This is a genomic window from Arcicella sp. BE140 (assembly GCF_031456255.1).
Classification (GTDB): domain Bacteria; phylum Bacteroidota; class Bacteroidia; order Cytophagales; family Spirosomataceae; genus Arcicella; species Arcicella aquatica.
Window position 1 is genome coordinate 34,761 of sequence record NZ_JAVDUE010000013.1, and the last position, 17,315, is coordinate 52,075.

The 17,315-nt window shown below is 35.5% G+C and carries 19 protein-coding genes; 10 read left to right on the forward strand and 9 right to left on the reverse strand.

Going from position 1 to position 17,315, the window contains the following annotated elements:
• The first annotated feature begins 428 nt into the window (after positions 1-428).
• The 4 genes from J2Y60_RS17355 (at position 429) to J2Y60_RS17370 (ending at position 3,142) form a co-directional block, all read left to right on the forward strand.
• The gene (locus tag J2Y60_RS17355) at positions 429-1,517 is read left to right on the forward strand and encodes a histidine kinase (protein WP_309921489.1); all 1,089 of its coding nucleotides are present in this window, start codon (positions 429-431) and stop codon (positions 1,515-1,517) included.
• 95 nt (positions 1,518-1,612) lie between these two features.
• Entirely contained in the window at positions 1,613-2,353 is a 741-nt protein-coding gene (locus tag J2Y60_RS17360; protein ID WP_309921486.1) for a LytTR family DNA-binding domain-containing protein, read from the forward strand.
• A 202-nt stretch (positions 2,354-2,555) separates the two neighbouring features.
• Entirely contained in the window at positions 2,556-2,768 is a 213-nt protein-coding gene (locus J2Y60_RS17365) for a hypothetical protein (RefSeq protein ID WP_309921482.1), read from the forward strand.
• Positions 2,765-3,142, forward strand: coding sequence for a type II toxin-antitoxin system VapC family toxin (locus J2Y60_RS17370; protein WP_309921479.1), 378 nt, complete (start codon positions 2,765-2,767; stop codon positions 3,140-3,142). Before J2Y60_RS17365 ends, J2Y60_RS17370 begins: the two co-directional genes overlap by 4 nt.
• Before the next feature lie 164 nt (positions 3,143-3,306).
• Here the strand turns inward: J2Y60_RS17370 and J2Y60_RS17375 are convergent, their stop codons facing one another.
• The 4 genes from J2Y60_RS17375 to J2Y60_RS17390 form a co-directional block, all read right to left on the reverse strand.
• Entirely contained in the window at positions 3,307-4,902 is a 1,596-nt protein-coding gene (locus J2Y60_RS17375) for a Na+/H+ antiporter (RefSeq protein ID WP_309921475.1), read from the reverse strand.
• A 217-nt stretch (positions 4,903-5,119) separates the two neighbouring features.
• Positions 5,120-6,388 (reverse strand): DUF4105 domain-containing protein, encoded by a 1,269-nt coding sequence (locus J2Y60_RS17380; RefSeq protein WP_309921472.1) that lies wholly within the window; start codon positions 6,386-6,388, stop codon positions 5,120-5,122.
• Between the two features lie 49 nt (positions 6,389-6,437).
• On the reverse strand, positions 6,438-7,112 hold the full coding sequence (rsmI, locus tag J2Y60_RS17385) for a 16S rRNA (cytidine(1402)-2'-O)-methyltransferase (RefSeq protein ID WP_309921470.1): 675 nt from the start codon (positions 7,110-7,112) through the stop codon (positions 6,438-6,440).
• Positions 7,113-7,325: 213 nt separating this feature from the next.
• Positions 7,326-7,556 carry a 4a-hydroxytetrahydrobiopterin dehydratase gene (locus J2Y60_RS17390; RefSeq protein ID WP_309921468.1) on the reverse strand — a complete coding sequence of 77 codons (231 nt, stop codon included), beginning with the start codon at positions 7,554-7,556 and terminating at the stop codon, positions 7,326-7,328.
• 377 nt (positions 7,557-7,933) lie between these two features.
• On the opposite strand from J2Y60_RS17390, the gene J2Y60_RS17395 reads away from it, so the two are divergent.
• The gene (locus J2Y60_RS17395) at positions 7,934-8,506 is read left to right on the forward strand and encodes a hypothetical protein (protein WP_309921466.1); all 573 of its coding nucleotides are present in this window, start codon (positions 7,934-7,936) and stop codon (positions 8,504-8,506) included.
• An 88-nt stretch (positions 8,507-8,594) separates the two neighbouring features.
• Here the strand turns inward: J2Y60_RS17395 and J2Y60_RS17400 are convergent, their stop codons facing one another.
• The 4 genes from J2Y60_RS17400 to J2Y60_RS17415 all read right to left on the reverse strand — a co-directional run bounded on the left by J2Y60_RS17400 (position 8,595) and on the right by J2Y60_RS17415 (position 11,661).
• A complete protein-coding gene (locus J2Y60_RS17400) occupies positions 8,595-9,479 on the reverse strand; it encodes an alpha/beta hydrolase family protein (RefSeq protein ID WP_309921463.1) in 885 nt (294 codons plus the stop codon).
• A 28-nt stretch (positions 9,480-9,507) separates the two neighbouring features.
• A complete protein-coding gene (locus J2Y60_RS17405; protein WP_309921460.1) occupies positions 9,508-10,182 on the reverse strand; it encodes a family 16 glycoside hydrolase in 675 nt (224 codons plus the stop codon).
• Between the two features lie 135 nt (positions 10,183-10,317).
• Positions 10,318-10,971, reverse strand: coding sequence for an NAD(P)-binding domain-containing protein (locus tag J2Y60_RS17410; protein WP_309921457.1), 654 nt, complete (start codon positions 10,969-10,971; stop codon positions 10,318-10,320).
• 108 nt (positions 10,972-11,079) lie between these two features.
• Complete coding sequence (locus J2Y60_RS17415; protein WP_309921454.1) at positions 11,080-11,661, reverse strand: Crp/Fnr family transcriptional regulator; 582 nt, start codon at positions 11,659-11,661, stop codon at positions 11,080-11,082.
• A gap of 269 nt (positions 11,662-11,930) precedes the next feature.
• On the opposite strand from J2Y60_RS17415, the gene J2Y60_RS17420 reads away from it, so the two are divergent.
• Complete coding sequence (locus J2Y60_RS17420) at positions 11,931-12,377, forward strand: N-acetyltransferase (protein ID WP_309921451.1); 447 nt, start codon at positions 11,931-11,933, stop codon at positions 12,375-12,377.
• Positions 12,367-12,879 (forward strand): helix-turn-helix transcriptional regulator, encoded by a 513-nt coding sequence (locus J2Y60_RS17425; protein WP_309921448.1) that lies wholly within the window; start codon positions 12,367-12,369, stop codon positions 12,877-12,879. Before J2Y60_RS17420 ends, J2Y60_RS17425 begins: the two co-directional genes overlap by 11 nt.
• Before the next feature lie 286 nt (positions 12,880-13,165).
• On the opposite strand, the gene J2Y60_RS17430 is transcribed toward J2Y60_RS17425, so the two are convergent.
• Positions 13,166-13,516 carry a DoxX family protein gene (locus J2Y60_RS17430; RefSeq protein WP_309921445.1) on the reverse strand — a complete coding sequence of 117 codons (351 nt, stop codon included), beginning with the start codon at positions 13,514-13,516 and terminating at the stop codon, positions 13,166-13,168.
• A gap of 283 nt (positions 13,517-13,799) precedes the next feature.
• Here J2Y60_RS17430 and J2Y60_RS17435 point away from each other — a divergent pair, with 283 nt between their 5' ends.
• The 3 genes from J2Y60_RS17435 to J2Y60_RS17445 all read left to right on the forward strand — a co-directional run bounded on the left by J2Y60_RS17435 (position 13,800) and on the right by J2Y60_RS17445 (position 17,234).
• Entirely contained in the window at positions 13,800-15,032 is a 1,233-nt protein-coding gene (locus tag J2Y60_RS17435; RefSeq protein ID WP_309921442.1) for a PQQ-dependent sugar dehydrogenase, read from the forward strand.
• 463 nt (positions 15,033-15,495) lie between these two features.
• The gene (locus J2Y60_RS17440; protein ID WP_309921439.1) at positions 15,496-16,530 is read left to right on the forward strand and encodes a histidine kinase; all 1,035 of its coding nucleotides are present in this window, start codon (positions 15,496-15,498) and stop codon (positions 16,528-16,530) included.
• Complete coding sequence (locus tag J2Y60_RS17445) at positions 16,527-17,234, forward strand: LytTR family DNA-binding domain-containing protein (RefSeq protein ID WP_309921435.1); 708 nt, start codon at positions 16,527-16,529, stop codon at positions 17,232-17,234. The genes J2Y60_RS17440 and J2Y60_RS17445 overlap by 4 nt, the downstream gene beginning before the upstream one ends.
• The last annotated feature ends 81 nt before the right edge of the window (positions 17,235-17,315 follow it).

Genomic DNA, 17,315 nt, shown 5'->3' on the forward strand with positions numbered 1-17,315 from the left:
TGTAATTTTCTAGCAATGGTGTAAGGTACACAAAAATTAGGGACACGGCAAAGCCACGTCCCTATACCCCTTAACCAAATTAATTATTATCTTACTTATAAAAAGTATCTTTTTGAGAAGAATATTGCAATAAAACTCCGCAAGAAAAACGTTTTTATAGTGTTTCTATACGGAGTTTTTGAAACTTTTTTACTATTTATTAATGGGTTGATGAATTGTAATTCAAAAATTACATCCTGCAATTAAGTTAAAAATATGGTATAAATTTAGATAAATTAGCCAAAAAACACTAAATATTCGACCAATAACGTGAAAAAGGTAAGATTCAGCACAGCAATATTGTGATACAGTTTATCGAAAATAATATCTTTTTACTGATTTTTTATATAAATTTGATAAACCATCTTCTCAATCAATATCTAAAAACCGTGCAGACAACAGCTTCATTACCCCATAGAACCGCTTTTTTTACGGATCTTTCCGGAAAAGGAGTCCTTAGCCATCGTTGGGCTTATCATTCTCTTTTCTGGATAGTGCTGAGTTTATACAATATTTTGTATTTCGGCTTTTTGATGAACAACTATACTCAGGCTATTTTTGAGTATTCCATGAAATTCCCGTTTTATTTTATCTTGGTCTATGGTAATATTTATTATCTGATTCCCCGTTTTTTATTAACAGGAAAATACGTCCAATATTTTGTGTTTTTGGTGCTAGCAACCCTTGTCTCGGTGGCTATTATCCAGACGCTCATCAACCATTTGATACTGATTAATTACTGTCCAGTAGGCTATCGCCCCAACGCTTTATTCGACCCTAAGCCTACCGCCAAAAGAATGTTTGATACTTTTTCGGTCTTGGGCGTTACTAGCGGTATAAAACTGACAAAAGACTGGATTGATAATCAGGAAAAAATAAAAGAATTGGAAGGGCAAAGTGTAAAAAATGAATTAGAGTTTTTAAAGTCGCAGATTCAACCGCATTTCTTTTTTAATACCTTAAACAATTTGTATTCGCTTACGATTAAAAAATCGGATTTAGCCCCAGAGGTAGTAGTAAAGCTGTCGGGATTGATGAGCTATATGTTGTATGAGTCTGACAGCCACGAAACAACGCTAAAAAAGGAGATAGAGCATATTCAGAATTATCTTGATTTAGAAAGCCTACGCTTTGGCAAGCGCCTGAACCTTGAGTTTGAAATAGAGGGCAGTACCGAACAGCGAAAACTACCACCATTGTTGTTGCTACCGTTTATCGAGAATGCCTTTAAACACGGAACGTCACACGAAACTGGGATTTTAGATTTAAAAATAACGCTAAAAATCATCAACGGAAAATTGCTTTTTGTAGTAGTAAATCCGCGATTTGATAATAACACTAATCGAAAAAAACACAAAGGATTAGGACTCAAGAATGTTCAGCGACGATTGGCCCTGCTTTATGGGAATAATTATGAACTGAATATACAGCCTACTGAAAATCAATATGTTATTTCTTTGTTCATTCCTTTGAAATAAGACGTATCGGTATAGCTCAGTTCCATTCTTCTTTTATCTTTAGCGAGGGACTTAAGTCCCTCGCTAAAGATAAAAGAAGTTTTCATTCACAAAACATGAAACTAAAAACGCTAATAGTAGATGACGAGCCACTGGCTTTGGATGTCTTAGAAACATTTATCGAACGCATAGATAGCCTTGAATTAGTGGGGCGTTGTGAAAACGGTATTCAAGCTTTTAATTATCTCAAGAAAGGTGATATAGATTTACTTTTTCTGGATATTGAAATGCCTACTTTAGATGGAATGGAGCTATTAAAAAGCCTTCAGAATCCTCCTAAAGTAATTATCACTACGGCCTATCGTGACTATGCCGTTGAAAGTTTTGAACTTAGCGTGGTGGATTATTTACTAAAACCTATTCCTTTTCAGCGATTTGTAAAGGCTGTCAACAAAGTAGTTCCTCAGGAAAACGAAGGTAGTCAGCCAGTCACGACGGGTAATATTCAGACTAGTGTCAGCGAACGCCCTGAGGCTATGTTTATTAAGGTTGACAAACGAATTGTAAAGATTAATTTTGCCGATATTCTATTCATAGAGTCGCTGAAAGACTATATTAGGATTCATACATTGTCAGGAACATTTGTAACCTACCAAACCATGAATGGGATAGGGGATATTTTACCTGTCGAGCAATTTGCTCGCATCCATAAATCATTTATTGTGTCTATTTCAAAAGTAACATCTATTGAAGCAGGCGATTTAATCGTTTGTGGCAAAAGCCTACCTGTAGGCAGAAGCTTTAGAGATGGTATCTTAGAGAAAATTTATAAAACTGGGGTTTTGGCAGTGAAGTAGAAGGTTTTTGAGTTGTGAGTGATGAGTTTTGAGTTAAAAATGTGAAGCCCACATCTGGTCGTAGGCTCTCCTACGACCTCGAAGATAAAAGAGCATCACGCTCTAATACCTATAAATAAATGGTCATCGTAACGTCGTTTTAAAATGTACTAGTTACATTCGCAATAATAGTAATAAATTAAATTTTTAATTTAAAAAAATCATGCAACAACTCATTTTTAAAAAAGATATTGAGCAAAGTAAAATGGATGCTTTGCTTCAGTTCTTAAAATCATGGAATATTGAAGCAGAGCTAAAAACAAGCACTACTGTAGCAAAAAAGAAGGACGATTTTTCGCTTTCTGCTGGTATGTGGAAAGATTATAATGTAGATGCCAATGAACTTCGTAGACAAGCTTGGGATAGAAAGAAATGATACTCTGCGATACTAATATTTTTATAGAAATTTACAGAGATAATGTTGATATTATCCAAAATGTAAAAGCAATAGGACAGCATAATATAGCTGTTTCTGACGTTACTTGTGCCGAACTGCTTTATGGAGCAAGAAATAAAAAAGAATTACAAATCATTCGAAAGGATTTGAACAAACTAATTATTCTGCCTATTGACATTGATATTTCCGCGATGTCGGTGCAATTGATAGAAAAATATGCTTTGTCACACAAACTTTCTTTGCCCGATGCTTTGATTGCATCTACGGCTATCATTCATGATATTGAACTTTATACGCTCAATCTAAAAGATTTTAAGTTTCTAGATAAGGTGAAGTTGCTTGTTACAGAATAAAAAACGTCATTCAAAGTCTTTTAATTCTTCGAGATATCTCTAAGGGCATCTCGGAGACGCCAAGTCCAATATTAGTAATGGAATACAAGTAGTGGTAACCGCAAGGTATAACTACATTTACAGTCCTTTAGTCCTAGAGTCCAAACATCCTAAAATCCTCTCCACTACACCATTTTAGCCCTAACCTTAAATTCCTCTATATCAATTAAAGACTGGTACTTTCGGATTAATTCTTCGTCAAATTCATCTTTTAGATTTAAGGTATTTAGTAGTGTACGTTGGTCTTCGAGCATCTCAAGGTAAATCGTCTGACTATTTGTTCCCGCAAAAACTTCATCACTTTCGTTTCCTTCTATCCTCTGTGTCAAAAAGCTTAGTTCAATCTTGAATTTTTCATACAAATTATTCAAATGCACGTTTTGTAAACAGCCCTCACCATACTTTTCTTCTAAAAATAATAGAGAGTTTTTAGCAATTTTCTTTTGAATAATTACTTCTTGATCATCTTCATTGTTGTAGTGATCGCTGATATAAACTTTTTTTATTATCCACGGTAGGGTAAGTCCTTGAAATACCAAGGTTACTAAAATAACGATAAAGGTGATGAATAGAATTAAGTTACGGTGTGGAAAAGGTTGCTCTTCGTTAATCAGCAAAGGTATCGAAAGGGCAGAAGCCAATGATACTACGCCTCGCATACCAGCCCAACCAAAAATAAAGGGTAACCTCCATCCCGGATTCGAATCTGCTACGGTAATAAATCTGCTCATAAAACGAGTAGTTAGCGAAGCCCCCATTGTGCATAATAGTCGAGTAAGAATTATTACCACCGAGATAATTATACCGTAGCCAATCGCTTTCCCTAGACTTACTTCGCCAAGTTGGTTCACGACAGTAGGTAACTGAAGACCGATGAGTAAAAAAACAAAACAATTTAGTACAAATACCAAGTTTGTCCACACGTTCTCGCCCTGAATCCTACTCATGTAAGTAAGCGTTTTTTGGCGTTTGCTTGATAAGAAAAGTCCACCGCTTACAACTGCCAGCACCCCTGAATAATGAAAACTTTCGGCAAAGTAATACATACAATAGGGTGTAACGAAAGTCATTACTATTTCGATATTGGAGGTAGTGGGTAACCATTTATAGATACCATAAAAGATAAGCCCTATCAATACGCCAATTAATAAACCCATTACCACTACCATAAAAAAGCTTTGGGTAGCCTCTTTAATGTGAAATTGCCCTGTGATAATAGTGGCTAAAGCAAAACGAAATACAATCAACGACGAGGCATCATTCATCAAACTTTCGCCTTCGCAAATGCTTATTAGCATTTTAGGAGCCTTTACTTGCCTTAGAATGGTTGATGCTGAAATAGCATCTGGCGGAGAAATAATTCCCCCTAATAAGAAACCAAAGGCTAGGCTAAATTCAGGAATGATGGCATTTGATACAACAGCAATTACACAAGAGGTGATGATGACTATCGGAAAAGCAAAACTTGTGATAACCCGTCGCCATTTCCAAAACTCTTTCCATGATATTTGCCAAGCAGCATCATAGAGGAGGGGAGGCAAGAAGATAAAAAAGACGAGGTCGGGCTCAATCGTTACATTAGAAAATTCTGGAATAAAACTAAGTACCAATCCACCCAATACTAGCACGATGGGATAGGCCAAACGAAGTTTATTCGCAACCATCACCAATGCTAAAATTATCAAGATAAGATAAATATAATCAAAGAATAAATGTTGCATACCAATGTTGGGTGAAAGTGAATCTATCGTAAAATATTCCTAGCGAGGGACTTAAGTCCCTCGCTAGGAATAAAGGATTGAATTTAACAGCTTTGCTTTAGAGAAAAGATAACTTATGACCAAAATGTCATTAAATTCTAACCCTTTTTATTAACGTGTGACTTAAATCACACGCTAATAAAAAGGGTTATGAGGATTGGGTGGAAGAAGCAAGAGTTTACTCCAATGTATGCTCTTTATGAATCACTTCCAAACGGCGTCCTTTAATGATTTTACGGAATTTAGTTTGGGTCATTCTATGTTCTCTTTCAAAGCCTGCATGATAGAATGCTCTTATGATAAGGATTAATACGAGTAATGTAATATCCCACGAATATTGTACGGCAAAAAATAAGCCCATCGCTAATAGCAAGCCAATAAACATGTAATAATATCCATACCAGTAGCTACCGTTACGCTCGTGAGTAAGCAAAATAATAGGAATATGGAATGGAAAAGCCCACAAAAGGTTTTTGTTATAATTAGTTACGCCGTGGTCGGTACCAAACCACAAGAAAAGTAATAACCAGCCAATGAGTCCTGCTATCGAAAAAAGCACTTTATCGAAATTATAACCTTTTTGTCGGCGTTTCCAATGCTGATATGTTTTATAGCCTGTAAATATTAATACTAACAATAGCCAGAATCGAGGCGTTAGGATGAAAAGAGGCTCTTCGTTGATGGGCGTAGTGCTATACATGGGGTTCTCGGAACGAACCAAAAAACGCAAAACGTGGTGTGTCATTCTTTTGGCAGCACGCATACTTTTTTGCAAGTTTTCAGGCAAGTAGCAAGATTTAAACTGTAATATTCTTTCATCGGCAGGAGCCCCCAATGCAATGTTCATCCCTAAGGCAGACCAGTAATGATGCTTTCTGATTAAACATTTGTTCATCCATTGGCGATAGGTACTATCGTTCATTTCGGGGATATTTTGCAAATGTACACTATCAGTACAAGCCACCATCATGGCATCGCGCACGCGAGTAGCACAGTTATCATAAAAGAACTTGTACATATAAGTCCGTGTTGCAGGATTATTGTAGGTTGCTTCGAGATTATTATACACAATTTGCTTTTGTGCAAGCGACAAATCCAGTACCTGTTCCGTCATATTTCGGTGCTGTTCCAGATAATACTGTTGGTAGGCAGGCATTGGCGCATACGACATCTTGTAAGGGAGCTGTCCTTTTACAAATTTCCAGTAGAAGTTCTCCGTTTCAAAATCATATATGCCAAAATTATAAGCCTTATCGATTTGATTAACGGGGTCGTAAATCCACAAAAGCGTATGCCCAAAAGCATCATTTAGCTCATTTCCAGGCTCTACGGTAATCAAACTTACTTTACTATTTGCAGATAATGTTTGAGCTTTTACCAACACATTTGTAGAAATGAGCATGGCAAAAACAAGTATTAAATGTTTAAAATAAGAGAGGTATTTCATTGATTAGTTTGGATTTGGGATGAATTTTCCCCCTAAAATAGTAATTTTTTTATGCTTTACCAGCAACTACAATCACAATTTCACCTTTAATAGTATTTGGGTTGGTTTGATAATGCAACAAAATTTCAGCCAAAGTTCCCCTGATGTTTTCCTCAAACACCTTTGTCAACTCACGCGAAACACAAGCCTGACGCTCAGGAGTGAGGTATTCGGCTAATTGTTCAAGGGTTTTTAACAAACGGTGTGGCGACTCATAAAAGATGATTGTTCGTTCTTCTTCTGCCAAATTTTTAAGTCTTGTTTGTCTTCCTTTTTTATGGGGCAGAAACCCTTCAAACGTAAAACGGTCGGCAGGTAAGCCCGAATTTACCAAAGCAGGCACAAAAGCCGTAGCTCCCGGTAAACATTCAACTTCGATGCCTTGTTTTAGGCATTCTCTCACTAACAAAAAGCCAGGGTCAGAGATAGCAGGCGTTCCCGCATCTGATACCAAAGCCAGCACTTTGCCTTCCTTTAATAGTTTGATAATGCCATTGGTGCCATGATGCTCATTATGGGCATGGTGTGCATACAGTGGCTTTGAGATATTCAAATGCTTTAGCAATATGCCAGAATTTCGGGTGTCCTCAGCCAATATAGCATCAACAGATTGTAAAACTTTTACTGCTCTATAAGTAATATCATCCAGATTGCCAATGGGCGTTGGAACAAGGTACAATTTCATAATGTTTTTTTTTATTCAATCAGTCTTTAACATTTAAATTTCTAGCGAGGGACTTAAGTCCCTCGCTAGAAATTTAAATGTTATTTGTTTTTTATTTTGTTAACCATTCTCATCCGTTTTTTGTGTGCTACAGACCACGAGTGAAAAATCTTTTCTATTAGCAGGTGACTTAAGTCACCTGCTAATAGAAAAGATTAGGACTTAACTTTTATTTTAGACTAGCGAATCAATCGCTTTCGCTAACTTATAGTCTTTTTCAGTCACAACATCACCTTTATCGTGCGTATTCAATTCAATACTTACTTTATTATAAACATTCGTCCAAAAAGGGTGATGATTTTGTTTTTCAGCCAATAACGCCACCCTAGTCATAAAGGCAAAAGCTGCTGAAAAGTCATCGAAAAGAAAACTTCTTTTCAATTTATTATCTTCTTCTATCCACATAACAAAATTGTTTAAAAATGTGTGAAGCATTCAAAATACCTGAATACATTGTAAAAGTACAATAGTTTGGGCATTTTACCAGAATTGAGGAAGGATTAGGGAGATTTAGAGAGTAGGAGGGTATATTGTTTGTATGAAATTGCTTTTCGAAATGTTCTTAGAAACGTCTCGAAGAGCATGGGTAATAAATTAATGACCTACTCGCATTGTGCCTAAACTACAGCTTGTATATTGCAAAATTACGTTGTAAAAATACAAAGCATTTTATAAGTTTGTTTAACTAAGCATTTAGTTATTTGCGACATATCAGCAAGGGTATCACAGTAAAAGATTATTGTTTTAAATTTATCTGTTTATGCTAATAAATACTTTAGAGCATGAAAAAATATTGGATTATTTTCTTATTTTATCTTTTAAAGAATTGTTCATTTGGGCAAAAAAAAGATTCTTGTAATTATATTCCTTGGAAAGAAACAATTAAATTAAATTGGGGGAATTTTAAAGGAAAATACGATCATTCCTCTAATATTAATATTCCCACAGCTGCCATAACAAATTGTATTTTATCTATGACTAAAGACAAAAAGGTCTTAGTTTTATTTGATCAGTTAAAATCATCTTTTGATGATCAAAAATTCATTAATGATTCTTTACTTTTAAGTCATGAGCAATTACATTTTGATATATTGGAATATTTTGCACGAAAAATAAGAAAAGAACATGCAAAATATGATGATGCTGATGAGATTATTCCTGATGAAAAATATCACAATATTTTTCATCATTATTTCAATGAATCAGAACTCTTTCAGACTTTGTATGACAATGAGACTGAACATGGTAGTATTAAAGAGAAACAAGAAGAATGGATTTATAAGGTTAAAATATTACTAGATGAACTAAAAGATTATACGTTAAATGATATTTCTATAGAAGATTATTGCCCTTAATAATAAAGTTTAAATTCTTTAGCTTAGCGTCCCAGACTAGTTCATAAAGGCAAGTCTAGGACGTCCAGTTGATGTTTGATAAATATACTTACTCCACCATCACACCATTCTTTTTCAACACTTTTTGAAAGAAAAGTAGATGGTACGGCAAAGCATTTTGCCAATAATCCCATGTATGTCCGCCTGGTCTTTCTACATAATCATGTGGCATGCCATTATATACCAATCGGCGGTGTAATTCTCTGTTAGCTTCAATCAGGAAATCATCCACACCACAATCAATCAACACCGCTAAATTGTTCTTTTTGATGGCGTCAGTCATGTTGATGATAGAATTATTAACAAATACCTCACTCGTAGGGTCTGAGCTACCCAATAATTTTTGAAAACGGTCTTTGAGTGATTTTAAAAAATCATCGTTCACGCGGAATTTTGTGTAATTCATATCCATCGCACCGCTCATTGTACCTACTGCACAAAACATATCAGGGTGACGATTAGAAAGATACATCGCACCATGTCCGCCCATCGAAAGTCCTGTGATTACCCTGCCATTTTTACTTTGTACAGTACGGTAAGTATTATCAATTGTAGGGATAACCTCCTTGATAATATGCGTTTCAAACTTATTGGTTTGGTCATAAGGGCTATCCAAGTACCACCCAAAGGTTTCGCCTTCTGGCATTACGATAATAAGATTGTACTGGTCAGCTAAATTTTTTACTAGCATTTTGTCGGGAGTAGATGTTAGCCAATCTCTGAAATGTCCTGAGCCACCATGCAGTAAATATAATACAGGGTATTTAGTAGTTTTGTATTTGGTATACGAAGCGGGTAGTACTACAGCCGCTTTATATGTTTTATTCATCGCCGGACTCTGGATGTCGAGGGTATCAACAGTCGCTGCATTAGAATAACAAAATGATAGTGTTAGGATTGAAAAAATGAGAATGCTTAATTTGGATAATTTCATAGTTAAAAATATTTAAGTTTATGGATAATTACTGTTTAATAACTTTCAAATCAGTGAAATAACCTTCTGTGCCAACATCTACAAATAGACCTAAGGCACCACTGATATTTTCACCAAGTTTTAAGTCGTTTACTATCAACGAGGGTTGTTTGTTATCGTTTAAAAACAGCTTTGCTTGCTTGCCTTTCACTATAATCTTGAGCGTTATCCATTCATTCAAGCCCATATCTGCATAGGATTCATACATTTCGGGACTCTCTTTTCTCAGTCGTGAAAACTTAAAGTCGGGAAAGGAAAAGTATTGGATAGAGTGATTACGACGTACTTGGTCGTCAGTTCTTCCGTTGGTAGGACGTATATAGATACATTCAAATTTTGAGTTGTCTTCATTGGCTCTGAATGCTACGCCGATGAATCCACGAGCGGTAGGAGTAGCTTTCTTCTCTAATCGGCTCAATACCTTTACTTCAATGATGCCATCTTTAAAATCAACATCTTTGATTCGGACAAAAGTGGCTTCATCAGCTGCCATGATGGTGGAATCTTTGATAACCTTGACAACATCTTTACCCTGAAATTTTTCCAGAGACATGTATACTTTGTTGGCCAAAAGATTGTTTGGAGTTAGTTTAACTTTTTGTGCATAAAGTCCTTTTGGAAGAATAAAAATACTGATGAGTAAGAAAAATTGGAATATTTTCATTGGCTGAGATTCAGTTTATAAAAAACGATGAGATACCCAGTTTTTCTTGGTATCTCATCGTTTTCAATATCAAATATAACTTTATTTTGATTTTTTTTTGCTACTTATTGATAATTTTCAAGTGTTTGGAATACTTTATAATTTTTCAGTGGCTTCAGCCAAAGTAACAGGCTTGCCCAATGCACCAAATTCGTGTAAATCACCAAAAACTTCTATTCGGATAGACTGGTCTAAACCGCCCACACGCAAAGGCACAAAGCCATTATCAAGAATCAGTTGCTCAATCGTCGCATTGATACTGCTATCATCCGTAGCATAAAACAATACCGAAGCAGGTTGCTGATGGGCTGCATTGGATAGCGAAGCTGCACCTAATGTACCTAATGCTTTAGCCAAAATTGCTCCTTTGGGCAAAGCAGAGCCATTGATTTGTCCTGCCGATTCCTTTTGGCCAATGATTTTATCAAAGCCTCCTTTATCGTTGGGAGCAATTGGGTTAGATGGGTCAACGATGATTTTCCCTGCCAATATTGCTTCATGCTGACTGAACAATTCTTTGATGTTGCTAAACCAAACCGCCATAATAATGATGTCGGCCTCTTGAATAGCCTTATCAATTTCCATGGCTTGTGCTAAACTGCCTAATTGTTCTGCAAGGTTTTCAGCCTTCGTGATGTCTTTAGTGGCTAATATTACAGGGCGATTGCCCGCCACAAGGTTTTGGGCTACTACTTGGCCAATATTACCAAGTCCGATAATTGCTACTTTGGGTTTTGTTGTATTTTCCATTGCTCTAATTTGCTTTAGTTGAATAACAGTACAAAGTTGCAGGGAATGGGCTACGCCAGCCTATAAACTATCGTAAGAAATAGCCTTAAGATAGTTTAAGGGTAGGGGCTATTTTGTGGCTAAATCTTTACGGATTTTACTGAGGAATTCGGGTGTAATGCCCAGATAAGAAGCGATTTGCGTGTTCGGTAAACGTAAGGCTAGGGTAGGGTATTGCTCCAAAAAGGTTAAATAACGTTCCTGAGCGGTTGAACTAATATTTTGCAATACATGATTTTGTAATTCAACATACTTGTTTTCAATAATTACCTTAAAGATTCTGTCGAGCTTAGGAATAGAAAGGTATAAAAAGTATAAATCATTTTTCTCGATTTGTATAATTACCGAAGGCTCGATGGCTTCAAGAAATAACTTGCTTGGTTTGCTAGAATGAAAGCTACCAATGTCAGTAATCCAGTCGTTTTCAGCCGCAAATTGAATATTGTGTTCGGTGCCTTTGTTATCTATTCCATACATTTTGAAACAGCCTTTTATCACAAAGGTATAATGTTTGCAGACGAAGCCTTCTTGCAAAATCATCTGTCTACGCTTGATGTTACGTATGATAGTTTTTGATACTATTAGCTGTTGTTCTTCTTCATTAAAAGGAAGATAAGTTAAAAAATAGTCAATCAATAATTGTGTTTCCAAACTTTTAAACGATTAGTCCTAGATGTTACGAACTTACACATTTTACTTTGTTTTTTTACTGACGGTGAATTTATTTCATTAGGGATGGTATTTTCGGACGCTTCGGACGAATGCAATTCGTCCCTACTTGTGACAGGGATTGCTTTCTACTAACAGAACATTTTATGCTTAGATATTTGTTTACAAATTTTTAAATAATTTACTTTTTTTGTAAATTTATATAAAATAAAATATTGATGTATTTGCTTAATAGGAGGGTAGAACCACCAATGCCAGTTGAAGCCATTATTGAGCCTATATTAGCTGGTGATATAAAAAAGTTAACTAAAAAGGACTTTCTATTTAACTGGAAAGACTTTGCGGACACTGACCTTTGGAAATTACGAATAGTGGATAGTAAAGAAATATTAGGTGTAATGTCTCTAACGTATTATCCAATAGAATATCGCATAGAAATCAACTTAATTACTAGTCGAAGTGATAACGTTGGCTCTAACAAACAGTATGATCGGATTGCTGGTTGTTTAATTAGCTGGGCATGTAGACTAGCAGTAAAACAGTATGGTTATCTGGCTTGTATATCCTTAAAGCCAAAAACTAAATTAGTAAAATATTATCAAGATAAGTATGGTATGCTGAATGGAGGACAACAACTATATCTAGAAGGCAAATCTCTCTATACTCTCATACAAACATATATAGATTATGAACTTTGACACAATAGCTCCCGAAGAAATAGTAGATGGCTTTATGTTGCCAGCCCAAATGACTAATGAGCAGAAACTAAAAGCTAATAAACAATTAGCAATCATTCGTCAAGGAAGAATAGCAGGGTTATCTGAGAAAGAAAAACTATATGGACAACTACTTCAATTGAAAATCTCCATAGAAGATTATATTAAGCAAGATGTATTTGACCCTACAAAAAACTTTGCTTATTTCCTTAAATTATATATTGAAATTCAGCATAAAAAAAAGAATGAAGTAGCTTCTGAGCTTGATATTCATAAAACCAAACTTAGTCAATTACTTTCTGGCAATAGAGAGCCTTCAGAAGACCTTTTTATTCGATTAGAATTTCACTCAAATCAGTTTATCCCTGCTCGTGATTGGTTTCGTCTTTCTGTAAAACAACAGGAGTATTCTATAATGACGAATGTTTCATTAAGAAATAAAGAACAAAAGCATGTGACAGGTCACCTTCAATTAGAATTTTAAGCTTAATATTGGATATCTTCGCAATTGCCTGGGATAGAGAAAGTGTTTTCAATAGCCTTTAAACGAAGGCTCTATTATTTCATAGAATAATGTCTAATATGTTGTAGTAACACAGTATGGACGTATGGCATACGTCCTCATCGTCAAAATGACTCATAGTACCACTTATTAATTTTGTGCTAATGGCTAATTAATTGGAAGCCCTGCCGTGGGGACGAATGCAATTCGTCCCTGCCTGAAGTTATTTTTATTTCGAGGATACCCAATCTAACAATAAATGTAAAAGCTATCCTCTGCTCTCCATCACATTATCAACACTAAACGAATAAATATCACACTGACTTAATAACAAAATCGCTCCTGCCGACGTCCATACAAAATAATCTAAGGATGGTTTTATGCCAAAACTAATCCACATCATCAAGCCAAATGATACTAATAGCGTTACAGCAGCTAGTGACGCTAATTTGGTCGTGTATCCAATTAATAAAAAGATAGGAATAATAATTTCAAGGACAGTAGCTATTACTGCAAATATATTTCCTAACGGAGTAGCTACTAACGAATTAACGCTATTGGAATAATCGACGAAGTTTTGCCAGTTGCCCCAATTGGCATATAGCTCCCCACAAACCAAAACGGTAAGCTACAGCCGATAGAAATGAAAATGAAATGGGAATTCTTAGAAATAACTCTGAGTATAAAACCTTGTTAGATTGTATGGTATAATTTTTTAGTATAGAGTAATGTATAAAACTAAGAGACGTAAACTTTGACAAACTTAAGTAGGTTTAATGAAAACTATATCTAAGCAATGATTAATTATTTTTTAATCATCATAATGCTTAATTATCAATTACTTAGTGTATTTTATCATTTGTTACTCCACATACTAAAACTCTTCAAAAAATTTAAAAGACATGAAAAACTCCATCTTAACATTAATGATAGCGGCTGGTATTGCCTTTGGATCATGTAAGTGTGATTTAAATGCAAAGCAAGAGACAGGAATAAAAACGGATAGTTTACCCCCTGTAGAGACTAATGCTGCCAATTCAAATTATAAACCTGCTTTTGCAGGACAGACCAGAATAAAAGGAGTAAAGACAACTACGAGCTACGAAAGTAAGATACTAACCACATCACTCCAGAGTCCGTGGGGAATAACTAGCTTGCCCGACGGAAGATTATTAATAACAGAAAAGGCTGGCACTATGCGTATTGTTACTATAGATGGGCAAGTGAGCCAGCCTATCACAGGTATTCCGACGGTAAATGCCAGCGGACAGGGTGGTTTATTAGGCGTTCGTATTGACCCCAACTTTGCTACCAATAGAATGGTATATTGGGTATTTTCGCAACCCAATGCTGATGGCAACCTGACGGCAGTATGTAAAGGGAAATTGTCTGCCAATGAAAGAACCATAGAATCGCCAACAGTTATTTATCGGGCTACGCCTGCCTATAATGGCACATTGCATTATGGTGGCAGAATCGTTTTTGATCAAGCAGGTAATTTATTAGTTAGTACGGGCGAACGTTCGGATTTAGTAACTCGTCCACAAGCACAGGCCTTAAATTCAGGGCTGGGCAAGATTATCAGAATTACGAAAGATGGTACAGAGCCTTCAGGAAACCCCTTTGTAGGTCAAGTAGGTGCTAGAACTGAATTATATGCTTATGGTTTTCGTAATCCACAGGGTTTGGCTATTCATCCCGTTACGGGAGAGTTGTGGGAAAGTGAGCATGGGCCTCGAGGTGGCGACGAAATCAATCGAGTTCGGGCTGGTGCTAATTATGGTTGGCCAACTATCACTTATGGCATTGAATATAGCGGAGAAAAAGTAGGAAGTGGTATTCAACAACAATCAGGACTTGAACAACCCATTTATTATTGGGACCCTGTTGTTTCGCCTAGTGGTATTACTTTCTATAGTAGCGACCGCATTCCTGAATGGAAAAACAACCTTTTTGTAGGTGCATTAAGCGGAATGCACATCGTAAGGCTAGTGATTGAAAGCAATAAAGTAGTAGGCGAAGAGCGACTATTAGCCAGTGAATCACAACGTTTTAGAGATATAACACAGGGAACAGACGGAGCTTTATATGCCATTACCGACCAAGGAAGGCTATATCGTATTGATAAGAAATAATTGATTTACGATTGATATTAGTTTTTCAATGCTATCTTAAACGTATTTGTAGTCAATATCAAGTTGTCATAAAAAGTCGTTTGTCGTGTATAAAAGCTGTTGGTCTAAATTAAGTTTGTTTTTCTTCATTATGCTTTGGCATTCTCTACTTTTACGTAAAAGAATTGAATACTCCTTCTCTTTGAACCAAAGCAATTCGCATAGCAAAGATTAGGTTAATAGAAAAGATAAGAAAGGTATTAAAGCCTTCATCAATATAATCAATTGAAAACACATGTAAAATTGTGTTTTTGATTGAAAAGAAGAAAGGTTTGCTGTTATACGGCAAGCCTGTTCTATAAAGAAGGGTTTTGTTGATTTTGCCTGTCCTAAAGGCTTTCTAAACGCTACTATTATTAATGAATTATTTATCATTATTCTTATACTTTCTATACTTTTACATACCTATAATTGGTAATGATTGATGAACGAGCGATTTAATACAATCCGATTTAACCTTATTTTTTGGACACTCTATTTTTTATACGAGTGGCTGGGAATGGGTGCAGCCACTGACCAATATTATGTCTATTTTATCAAAGCTTGTACTTCCGTACCCATTGCCTTTGTGGTGTCCTGCTTATCTGTTCATTATCTGTTTAGTAACTTCTATTTATCGGATAAAAAAACAACTTTTTGGTTGGGGCAAATCGTAGTAGCCGTAGTGTTTGTGATGCTCAAAAGATACATCAATTATCATTATTTGTACCAGATGTATTATCCCCAAGGGACATTAAAGCCTTTGATTTTCTTTCCAAAAATAATCATAGAGTTTGTAAATCTTTACTTGATTGTTTTTTTGTATGGAACGTTCTTCTTTATACGTAGCTGGTACCATCAGCGACAAACCTTGATTGAACTTAAACAAGAAAAAACAGCTGCCGAACTAGAATTGCTGAAATCGCAAGTACAGCCACATTTTATCTTTAATATGCTGAATAATATCTATTCAGGGGCTTTTAAAAAGAGTCCCGAAACGGCTCAGCAAATATTGAAGTTATCAAATTTTATAGAATATAGCCTTTATGATTCTAAAAAAGAAAAGGTTACCCTGACAGAAGAACTAGAATATATTCAGAATTATATTGCATTACAAAAAATTAGGTTTGGTGATAAACTGGATGTTTCCTTCAATGTGTACAATGCCATCGAGGGCATACAAATTCCGCCTTTGTTGTTGTTGCCAATCATCGAAAATTGTTTTAAACATGGCGTGAATAAGTCTATCAATGCGTCGTGGATACGTGTAGATATTGAGAAAAAGGATAATGAACTTGTTGTTAAAGTAGAAAATAGTATTGAAGAGGAGATTGAAGAGATGGCGAGTCAGAATGGAGGATTAGGGCTGAACAATGTGAAAAGACGCTTGGAAATTTTGTACCCAACTGTGCATGAATTTAAAACGTATCGAGAAAAAAACAGCTTTTTAGTCGTATTAAAACTACAAATTAATAAATGAATCGTTGTTTAATTATTGATGATGAGCTTCCTGCACGCCAGCTAATTCAAACTTACCTTGAGGCATTGCCCGATTTTGAGGTAGTTAAAATGTTCGATAATGCGCTCGATGGTTTTGTTTATTTACAAAACAACACGGTTGATTTATTGTTTTTAGATATTCAAATGCCTAGAATGACTGGCTTGGAATTGCTGAAATCGTTGCAGAAACATCCTAAGGTAATCCTGACAACGGCTTTTAGAGAATATGCTGCCGAAGGGTTTGATTTGGATGTGTTTGATTATTTAGTAAAGCCCATCAGCCAAGAAAGGTTTTTGAAAGCCATTTCAAAATATTTATATTTCAGAGAGCTTACTCAACAAAATGTGCTAGAGGTTTCAACGTTTGAGGATGCTTATATTTTTTTGAAAGTAAATAAAGAACAAAAAAAAGTATATTTAAATGAAATACTTTATATCGAAGGGCTGAAAGATTATATCAAAGTTTTTACGACACAAGGTAAATTCGTTGTTTATGAACGCTTGCGATATATGGAAGCAAAATTGCCCGAATCAAAGTTTGTACGCTTGCATAAATCCTACATTGTGGCAATCGATAAGATAAGTGCTTTTTCAAGTGAATTAGTAAAAGTGCAAGAATATGAAATACCTGTTGGAAGAATTTACAAGCAATCGTTTTTGAACAAGATTTCAGCGGGAGGGTAGTTGTGAGTTAGTGAGTTAGTGAATTGTGAGTTAGTGATTGAGCGAATTAGTGATTGAGTGATTTTTTTTTAATTATGTATT